The sequence below is a fragment of the Caulobacter sp. GW821-FHT09B11 genome (assembly GCF_059418205.1).
The window spans coordinates 60,064-69,489 of record NZ_JBWKPK010000032.1 but is presented as its reverse complement, the minus strand read 5'-3'; the positions used below and the strand labels follow the sequence as shown (position 1 = coordinate 69,489).

General features: G+C 69.3%; 7 protein-coding genes. 5 read left to right on the top strand and 2 right to left on the bottom strand.

Annotated features, from left to right (window positions below):
- Together AC07N1_RS20805 and AC07N1_RS20800 are read right to left on the bottom strand one after the other, a co-directional pair.
- A partial coding sequence (locus tag AC07N1_RS20805) for a hypothetical protein (protein ID WP_494673527.1) occupies positions 1 to 90 on the bottom strand: 90 nt, incomplete at its 3' end.
- A gap of 61 nt (positions 91 to 151) precedes the next feature.
- Complete coding sequence (locus AC07N1_RS20800) at positions 152 to 967, bottom strand: 2-keto-4-pentenoate hydratase (protein ID WP_494673525.1); 816 nt, start codon at positions 965 to 967, stop codon at positions 152 to 154.
- Positions 968 to 1,134: 167 nt separating this feature from the next.
- Between AC07N1_RS20800 and ligD the strand changes: the two genes are divergently transcribed.
- The 5 genes from ligD to AC07N1_RS20775 all read left to right on the top strand — a co-directional run bounded on the left by ligD (position 1,135) and on the right by AC07N1_RS20775 (position 9,401).
- Positions 1,135 to 3,807, top strand: coding sequence for a DNA ligase D (gene ligD, locus AC07N1_RS20795; RefSeq protein WP_494673524.1), 2,673 nt, complete (start codon positions 1,135 to 1,137; stop codon positions 3,805 to 3,807).
- Between the two features lie 230 nt (positions 3,808 to 4,037).
- Entirely contained in the window at positions 4,038 to 5,066 is a 1,029-nt protein-coding gene (locus tag AC07N1_RS20790; RefSeq protein ID WP_494673523.1) for an acyltransferase family protein, read from the top strand.
- 161 nt (positions 5,067 to 5,227) lie between these two features.
- Positions 5,228 to 5,665, top strand: a complete 438-nt coding sequence (locus AC07N1_RS20785) for an RNA polymerase sigma factor (protein ID WP_494673522.1) — start codon at positions 5,228 to 5,230, stop codon at positions 5,663 to 5,665.
- Positions 5,662 to 6,765 carry a FecR family protein gene (locus AC07N1_RS20780; protein ID WP_494673521.1) on the top strand — a complete coding sequence of 368 codons (1,104 nt, stop codon included), beginning with the start codon at positions 5,662 to 5,664 and terminating at the stop codon, positions 6,763 to 6,765. Before AC07N1_RS20785 ends, AC07N1_RS20780 begins: the two co-directional genes overlap by 4 nt.
- Before the next feature lie 59 nt (positions 6,766 to 6,824).
- Positions 6,825 to 9,401, top strand: coding sequence for a TonB-dependent receptor (locus AC07N1_RS20775; RefSeq protein WP_494673520.1), 2,577 nt, complete (start codon positions 6,825 to 6,827; stop codon positions 9,399 to 9,401).
- Positions 9,402 to 9,426: the final 25 nt, after the last annotated feature.

Sequence of the window (9,426 nt, the reverse complement as noted above, 5' to 3'; positions counted from 1 at the left end):
GATGACCATCGCCGCGAACAGCAGGCTGACGATCACCCAGCGATAGCGACCGATCTTCTCGGATGGCGCGGGAGCCGCGGGGATGTCCATCGACGTCGTCTTCCTTACCCTAGTTTTGTTTTCGTTGTTCGACCTGGGACGCAGGGTCCCGTCAGGCGGGGACCGCCTTGCAGCGCACCTCGCCCAGCGGGCCGAAGCTTACGGTCGATTCCTCGCCGGCGGCGATGTCGTGAATGCCGGTGCTGGCGCCGGTGGTGACGATCATGCCCTTCTTCAGCGGGCGACCGCGCGAGGCGACGTGGCCCAGCAGGAAGGCCAGGGCCGCCAGCGGCGAGCCGGGGATCGAGGCCGCGCCGCCCTTGCCGACGCTGACGCCGTTGATGAAGGTCTCGGCCGGCATGGCGTCCCAGCCCAGTTCGCGCCAGTTCTCGATGACCGGACCCAGGATCTGGCCGTCGTTGTTGCCGAAGTCGGAGACCACGATGGGCGGGCCCAGTTCGTTGATGGTCTTCAGCGGGCTGCCGGCGATCTCGACGCCGAGGATCAGCTCGCCCACGTAGTCGGCGGCTTCTTCGGCGGTCCACTCGGTCTTGCCCTCGGGGGCGTCCTTGGACAGGCGGATGATGAACTCGGCCTCGACGGCGGTGAAGCCGCCGGCGATGGAGCGGAACGGGGTCGGCTCGGCGGCCGCGTCCCAGACATTGTTCTTGAAGATGCAGCCGGCCAGGCGATCGACGCCCAGGCGCTCGCGGTGCTGCGGCGGTACGAGGCCGACCTTCCAGCCGACCAGCTCGTCGGGCCACAGGTCGATGGCGATGTCCTGCACCGCATAGCCGTCGGCCATGGTCTGGGGCAGGGCCCCGCCGGGATAGCCGGGAACCGAGACGCCCTTGCGGCGAGCTTCGACGAATTGGGGGGCGATGGACGCCGGTGCGAATAGGTCGCTCTGCGCCTCAGAAACGGTCACGCCGCGTACCCTCCCTCGAATTACTCAATGCCGGTCCGTTGATCGGACCTGCGCTGTCTCTAATGGAAACCGGTGTCATTGACAATTGGTCCACTGAAACACGTCGGAAGGGTCAGGGGAACCGTTCTCGAACTCGAAGACTCTTGTTTTCACCGGAGGAACGGGAAATGACGCAGCCGCAACTGGCCGAGTATCGCCGCAAGCGCGATTTCCAGAAGACCGCCGAACCCAGCGGCGAGCGGGCGGTGGCGGCCGCGCCGCACCTGCGATTCGTCATCCAGAAGCACGACGCCACGCGGCTGCACTACGACTTCCGGCTGGAGATCGACGGCGTTTTGAAGTCGTGGGCGGTGACCAAGGGTCCGTCGCTGGACCCGGCCGACAAGCGGCTGTCGGTCGAGGTCGAGGACCATCCGCTCGACTACGGCGACTTCGAGGGGACCATTCCCAAGGGCCAGTACGGCGGCGGCACGGTGCAGCTGTGGGATCGCGGCTTCTGGGCGCCGGAGCCGGGCTTCGAGGACATCGGCAAGGCCCTGAAGAAGGGCGAGCTGAAGTTCGTGCTGGAGGGCGAGCGGCTGCACGGCGGCTGGGTGCTGGTGCGGATGAACTGGGACCGTAACGCCAAGGACGGAAAGGGAAAGCGCAGCAACTGGCTTCTGATCAAGCACCATGACGAGGCTGCGCGGCCGGGCGAGGGCGCGGCGATCCTCGATGAGGACCGCTCGATCGCCTCGGACCGAAGCATGGCCGACATCGCCGCCGGCAAGGGCAGGTCGCCCAAGCCGTTCATCCTGAAGACCAAGGGCACGGCCGACGCCGTCTGGAAATCCCGCACCAAGGCCGAACGCGAGGCGCTGGTCAGGGAGGCCGAGGAGACCCGCAGCTTCGAGCCGGCCGCGAAGGCCAAGACCGCGCCGAAGAAGGCCGCCGCTAAATCCAAGGACAAGCCGGCCGCCATGCCCGACTTCGTCGAGCCGCAGCTGTGCAAGTCGGTCGAGCGGCCGCCGGCCGGGGCGGGCTGGGCGCACGAGATCAAGTTCGACGGCTATCGCCTGCAGTTGCGCATCGAGGACGGCCGGGCGGTGCTGCGCACCCGCAAGGGCCTGGATTGGACGGACAAGTTCGCGGGCGTCGCCGAGGCCGCCGCCGACCTGCCCGACGCCCTGATCGACGGCGAGGCCGTGGTGCTGGACGAGGCCGGCCAGCCCGACTTCGCGGCCCTGCAGGCGGCCCTAGCTGAGGTAGGGGAGGCCGAGGGCGGCGAGGGCGAGATCATCTTCTTCGCCTTCGACCTTTTGTTCGAAGGGAGCGAGGACCTGCGCTCCCAGACCCTGCGCGAGCGCAAGACGCGGCTGAAGGCGCTGCTGGGGCAGGACGATGCCCGGCTGCGCTATGTCGATCACTTCGAGACGGCGGGCGACGCGGTGCTGCTGTCGGCCTGTAAGCTGGACTTGGAAGGCATCATCTCCAAGCGGCTGGACGCGACCTACCGCTCGGGCCGCAGCGAGACCTGGACCAAGTCCAAGTGCCGAGCCGGGCACGAGGTGGTGATCGGCGGCTGGACGACGACGGGAACGGCTTTCCGCTCGCTGATCGCCGGCGTGATGCGGGGCGGCAAGTTGGTGCATGTCGGCCGCATCGGCACGGGCTTCGGCAAGGACAAGGTCGCCAGGCTGCTGCCGAAGCTGAAGGCGCTGGAGACCGACCGCTCGCCGTTCGAAGGCGAGGGCGCACCCAAGGCGGCCGCCAACATTCACTGGGTGAAGCCCAAGCTCGTGGCCGAGATCGAATATGCCGGCTTCACCGGCGAGGGCGCGATCCGCCAGGCCGCCTTCAAGGGCCTGCGCGAGGACAAGCCGGCTTCGGAGGTTGAGGCCGACGCCGTGCCGGCCGCAAAGGCGGAGCTGGCCGAGCCTACGCCGAAGGCCGTGAAAACCGCCACGTCCAAGGGCGAAAGCGTCGTGCTGGGCGTGCCGATCTCCAAGCCCGACAAGGCCCTGTGGCCCGACGCCGGCGACGGCGAGCCGGGGACCAAGCTGGATCTGGCCCGCTACTACGCCGCCGTCGGCGACTGGATGCTGCCGCACATCCAGGGCCGGCCGGCCTCGGTGATCCGCGTTCCCGACGGCATCGACGGCGAGACCTTCTTCCAGCGCCACGCCATGCGCGGGATGTCGTCGCTGATCGAGACGGTGACCGTCAGCGGCGACCGCCAGCCCTACATCCGGTTCGATCGCGTCGAGGCCCTGGTCGCCGCCGCCCAGATCGCCGCCGTCGAAATCCATCCCTGGAACTGCCAACCGGGCGATCCCGAAGTCGCCGGCCGGCTTGTCTTCGACCTTGATCCCGCGCCGGAGGTCGGGTTCGAGGCGGTGATCGAGGCGGCGCGGGAGATGCGCGACCGCCTGGAGGAGCTAGGTCTGGTCAGCTTCTGCAAGACCACCGGCGGCAAGGGGCTGCACGTGGTCACGCCGCTGTCGGACAAGGTTCCCTGGGACCAGGCCAAGGCCTTCGCCCGCGAGGTCTGCGCCCGCCTGGCCGCCGATGAGCCCGACCGCTACCTAATCACCATGAGCAAGAAGGCGCGGGCCGGGAAGATCTTCCTCGACTACCTGCGCAACGACCGCACAAGCACGGCGGTGGCCCCGCTGTCGGTCCGCGCCCGGCCGGGGGCGACGGTGTCGATGCCGCTGAACTGGACGCAGGTGAAGGCGGGGCTGGATCCCTCGCGCTTCACGATCCGCACGGCGCCGGACCTGATCGCCAGGAGCACGGCCTGGGCGGATTACGCCGAGGCGGCCAAGCCGTTGAAGGCGGCGATCAAGCGGCTGGGGTGATCACCATCGCGCTCCCCCCTTTCGTCATCCCGGCCGGAGCGAAGCGTAGAGCCGGGACCCAGGGGCCGCCGCAACGCGCTGGCGACAGCAGGCAGCCTGAGCCCGCCGCCGAGCCCAGTCCCCTGGGTCCCGGATAGCCGCTTCGCGGCTTCCGGGATGACGAGTTTGGGGAGCGGAGAATAGGGGGAGCAACCCTTGCCCCTTCTCCCGCACCATGACACCACCGCTTGGTGACGCTTGCGACGACCAAGGACGAAGGACGATTCACCGCGCTCGACGGGCTGCGTGGCGTCGCGGCGCTGGGCGTGCTGCTCTACCACATCGCCGACTGGTCGGGCCGGCGGGGCCATTTCGCGCACGGCTACCTGGCCGTCGATTTCTTCTTCTGTCTCAGCGGTTTCGTGCTGGCCCACGCCTTCGAGCGGCGGCGGATCGGGTTCTGGCCCTATCTGGTCGCCCGCTGGGTGCGGGTCTGGCCGATGCTGTTCATCGCCACCGTGGCCGGGGCGCTGCTGACGGGCCGGCCGAGCGTCGAGACCGTGATCGACTTCCTCAAGGGCCTGCTGCTGATCCCCAAGTTCGCGCCGATGGAGGCGGGGACGTTCCCGTCGCTGTTCCCGTTCAACCCGCTGGCCTGGTCGCTGTGCCTGGAGGTGCTGGTGAGTCTCGCCTGGTTCCCGCTGCGCCGCGCGCCCGACATGGCGATCATCATGTTCGTGCTGCTGTCGGGCGCGGCCCTGCTGTTCGTCGCCGTCGGCATGGGCGGGCTGCAGACCGGCTGGGACCAGGCGACCTTCGGCCTGGGCGTGCTGCGCGCCTCGTTCCCCTTCGCCATCGGCTGGCTGTGCTGGCGGCATCGGGCCAGTTTCTCGCCCCGCAAGACCTGGGTTCCGGCGGTGCTGCTCCTGACCGTGCTGGTCCTGCCGGTCTGGCCGACGCGCGTCGCCAACGGCCTCTACGACTTCGCCTGCGCGACCCTGCTGTTCCCGGTCCTGGTGCTGCTGGGCGCCTTCGATCCTGGCGGCCGGCTGGCGCGCTGGTGCGAGCGGCTGGGCGGGGTGTCGTATCCGCTCTACGCCCTGCACTGGGCGTTCTGGTACGTGATGATCTCGATCTATCCGAACGGCTGGAAGCGCGACCTGCCGCTGTGGTTCTGCGTGCTGGCCTTCTTCGTGCTGCCGGCGGCCTCGTGGGCGGCCTGGCGCTGGGTGGAGACGCCGCTGCGCACCTGGCTCAAGCGCGTCACTCACGCGCTCTGACGGCGCTCTGAAGAAAAATCGTCGTTGTTCGGTGTGCCTCAGGCGAGGATGTGCGTCATGCACTCCGGGAAACCTTGTCGAGACGGACCGTGCGGCCGAAAAGCGAACATGACCTGGGAAGCCTCGATCGGCGCTATCGGCCCGCGCTGATGGCGTTCTTCATGCGTCGCGCCGCCAGCCACAGCGACGCCGAAGACATGACCCAGGAGCTGTTCGCCAAGCTGGCCCTCACCGAGGCCGGCAGGACCATGGACAACGCCGACGCCTACATCTTCCAGATGGCCGCCAACCTGCTGCGTGACCGGGCGCGTCGCGAGCGGGTGCGGTCGAGCTACAACGCCGCCGTCCGCGCCGAGCCGATCGACCTGGAGCCGCTGGATCCCGCCCGCGTGCTGATGGGGCGCGAGCGGCTGGGCGAGGTGTCGGACGCCTTGCGCGAACTGCCCGACCGCACCCGCGCCATCTTCCTGCTGTTCCGCCTGGAGGGCATGAAGCAGGCCGAACTGGCGCAGCTCTACGGCATGACCACCAGCGGCGTGCAGAAGCATATCCTCAAGGCCATGGGCCATCTGACGCGTCGCACGAGGGCCGGCGAATGAACGGTTCCGACGACATGACCCCGGACGCCGCCGGCGCCCCGTACGAAGAGGCCCTGGACGTGGCCGCCGCCTGGTGCGTGCGCCTGGCCGAGGGCGAGTTGACGAGCGCCGAGCACGCCGAGCTGGAAGCCTGGTTCGCCGCCGATCCCGAGCACCGCGCCCTGCTGGACGACGCGGTCGGCGCCTGGCGCGCCGTCGAAGAGCAAGCGATGAGCCCCGGCATGGTGGCCCTGCGCGGCGAGGCGCTGGAGGACCTGCGCCGGGCCCAGCGCAGTCGCTGGTCGCGCAAGCCGGGCCGTCGCGCGGTGATCGGCGGGGCGCTGGCCGCCTGCTTCGTCGCGGCCCTGGCCGGCGGCGGGCTCGCCTGGCGCGCCAGCCTGCCCGACGTCTATCGCACCACAGAGGGCGAGCGGCGCATCGTCGAACTGCCCGACGGCTCGCGCGCTTCGCTGGACGCCGCCACCGTGCTGCGCGTGCGCTACGACGGCGGCCGTCGGCGGCTGTGGCTGGACGAGGGCCGCGCCAAGTTCTCGGTGGCCAAGGATCCGCTGCGGCCGTTCTCGGTGGCCGCCGACGGCAAGCTCGTCGTTGCGACCGGCACCACCTTCAGCGTCGAGAAGCTGCCCGGCCAGATGCGCGTGGTGCTCTACGAGGGCCATGTGGCGGTGCTGGACGGGGAGGGGGCTCGCGGCCGTCCGCCGCCCACGGTCAAGGTCGATGGCGCGCCGGCCGAGCGGCTGTTGACGCCCGACCACGAGCTGGTGGCCTCGACGACTTCGGACACGACGGTGGTCTCGCCCACCGATCCGGCGCGCGCGGCCTCGTGGGAGAGCGGCCAGCTGGTGTTCCAGGACGAGCCCATGGATCTGGCCGTCGAGCGGGTGAACCGCTACGCCCGCGAGAAGCTGCGGATCGCCGATCCGGCCGTGAGCCGGCTGAAGATCAGCGGCGTCTTCACCTCGGGCGACACCCGGGCCTTCGTCGACGGCGTGACGGCCGTGCTGCCGGTGCGGGCCGAGCCGGCGTCGGGTGAAACCGTGCTGCGGATCGATCGGGGGCAAAAAAAGATCAGCGGCGCTGGTGAGTCTTCCGCAGACTGAGGCGTCTCACTCACCAAAGCGCCGCCAAAGAACAATGATCGGCGCGAGGGAGGGAAGTGATGCGCAAGAGCTTCGACCGCCGCCTCGTCTGGGGCGCCACCGCTACCGCCGCCGTGCTGGCGGCCCTGACCGCGCCGACCGCCGGCTACGCCCAGGCGCGCGCGACCTACAGCTTCGACATTCCGGCCCAGGACCTGGGCGGCGCCCTGCGGGCCTTTGGTCGTACGTCGGGCCAGCAGCTGGCCTTCGACGAGACCCAGCTGCGCGGCAAGCGCAGCGCCGGCCTGAAGGGCAGCTATTCGACCGAAGAGGGCCTCAAGCGCCTGCTGGCCGGCTCGGACATGGTGGCCCAGCCCACGGCCAGCGGCGTCTACGCCATCCGTGGCCGCGGCTTGCTGGTGGCCGCCAGCGCCACGGCCCAGGCTTCGCCGGCCGTCGCCGCCGAGCCGCAGGCCGCCCCGCCTGAAGCGCCGTCCGAGGTCGAGGAAGTCATCGTCGTCGGCACCCCCGGCGGCGCGGGCATCGACAAGCTGTCGGCCAGCTTCGCGGTCAGCACGATCAACGCCGCCGACATCACCAAGGCCTCGCCCAAGTCCAGCGCCGAGCTGCTGGCCCTGGTGCCCGGCGTCTGGGTCGAGACCTCGGGCGGCGTGGCCGGCGCCAACGTCTTCGTGCGCGGCTTCCCCGCGACGGGCGACGCCGAGTTCCTGACCATCCAGCTGCAGGGCGCGCCGATCTATCCGCCCTCGACCCTGTCGTTCCTGGAGAACTCGTCGATCTTCCGCGTCGACGAGACCATCTCGCGGATGGAGGCCCTGCGCGGCGGCCCCAACCCGATCTTCTCCAACGGCCAGCCGGGCCTGACGACCAACTTCATGCTCAAGGAAGGCGGCGATGACACCAAGGGCCTGATCAGGGCCTCGACCTCCGACTACGGCCTGCGCCGCGTCGACGGCGTGGTCAGCGGCAAGCTGGCCGACGACCTGTTCTTCATGGTCGGCGGCTACGTCTCCCGCTCGCCCGGCGTGCGCGACACCCAGTTCGACAGCGAGAAGGGCCAGCAGTTCACGGTGAACCTCACCAGGAAGCTGGAGAACGGCAAGATCAACCTCTACGCCCGCGCCACCGACGACCACGGCGCCTGGTACCTGCCGTTCGCCATCAACGTGCCCGGCGTCGACAAGGGGACCTACACCCAGATCGGCGAGCTTTCGCGCCACCAGACCCTCCAGGTCCATGCCGACGGCACGACCCGGCAGTTCGACCTGGCCGATGGCCGCGGCTGGAAGGGCTACGTGGTCGGCGGCAGCTTCGAGCACGAGTTCGGCGACGGCTGGACGGTGCGTGACCGCTTCAGCTTCACCAAGGGCGACGCCAACACCTACGGCCTCGTGCCCGACGGCGGGGCGGTGACGGCCGCCTCGGTGGCGGCGGTGACCGGCTCGGCCGTGACCACGCGCGGCGGCGCGACCCTCGGCTCCAGCGACTACGTGCAGAACTGGGGCGCCTGGATCGTCGAGAAGGAGATCGAGGCGCTGACCAACGACTTCAGCGTCTCCAAGAGCTTCGGAACGCACGAACTTTCGGCCGGCTACTACGCCTCCAGCTTTTCGTCGGACGACTTCTGGACGATCGGCAATTTCCGCCCGATGCAGGTCAAGGCCAACGGCGACTACCTGGCGACGGGGATCACCTGCGCCAACCTGGCCACGGCCGGCAGCGGCTCGGGCTGCTGGAACTACGGCCTGGTCTCGGCCGGCGACGGGCGGGTGGACGCTCTCTACCTGGCCGACTCCTGGCAGGCGACCGAGAAGCTGCGTATCGACCTGGGCGCGCGCCGCGAGCGGTTCAAGACCGACTATGTCGTCGACGACGGCAACGGCTATCCGGACGGCCTGGCCATCCGCACCACCGACTACAGCCACAGCAAGACGTCCTACACGGCCGGCGCCAACTACGACCTCAACGAGGTCTCGGGCGTCTTCGTGCGCTATTCGCGCGGCTACAAGTTCCCCAGCTTCGACAACTTCCGCGAAAACCTGACCGACACCCTCAAGGTCGACCAGTACGAGCTGGGCTACAAGCTGCGCAGCGGACCGTTCGAGCTCTACGCCACCGGCTTCGCCAACGAATTCAAGGGCGCCAAGTTCGCCGACGTCGGCGGCATCCAGGAAAGCAACACCAACAAGGCCCACGGCGTCGAGCTGGACGGCCGCTGGAAGTCGGACTTCGGCCTGTCGCTGGCCCTGAACGGCACCTTCCAGAAGACCGAGATCAAGCAGTCCTCGATCCCGGCCAACGCCGGCAACAGCGCCCAGCGCCAGCCCGACTGGCAGGTCCGCTTCACCCCCAGCTGGGACGTCGCGCTGGGCACGGTGGACGCCACCTTCTACGGCACGCTCAGCGCCGTCGACGACCGCTACGCCGACAACGCCAACACCCAGGTGCTGAAGGGCTACGAGAAGCTCGATCTGGGCGCGATCTTCCGGGTGGGCGCCTTCGACGTGCAGGTCGCCGGCGACAATCTCACCGACAGCCACGGCCTGACCGAAGGCGATCCGCGCTCGACCAGCGGCGCCAACGCCCGGCCGATCCTGGGCCGGTCGGTGCGCCTGAGCGTCGGCTACAACTTCTGACGATCTCGCGGGTTCTCTGAACCAT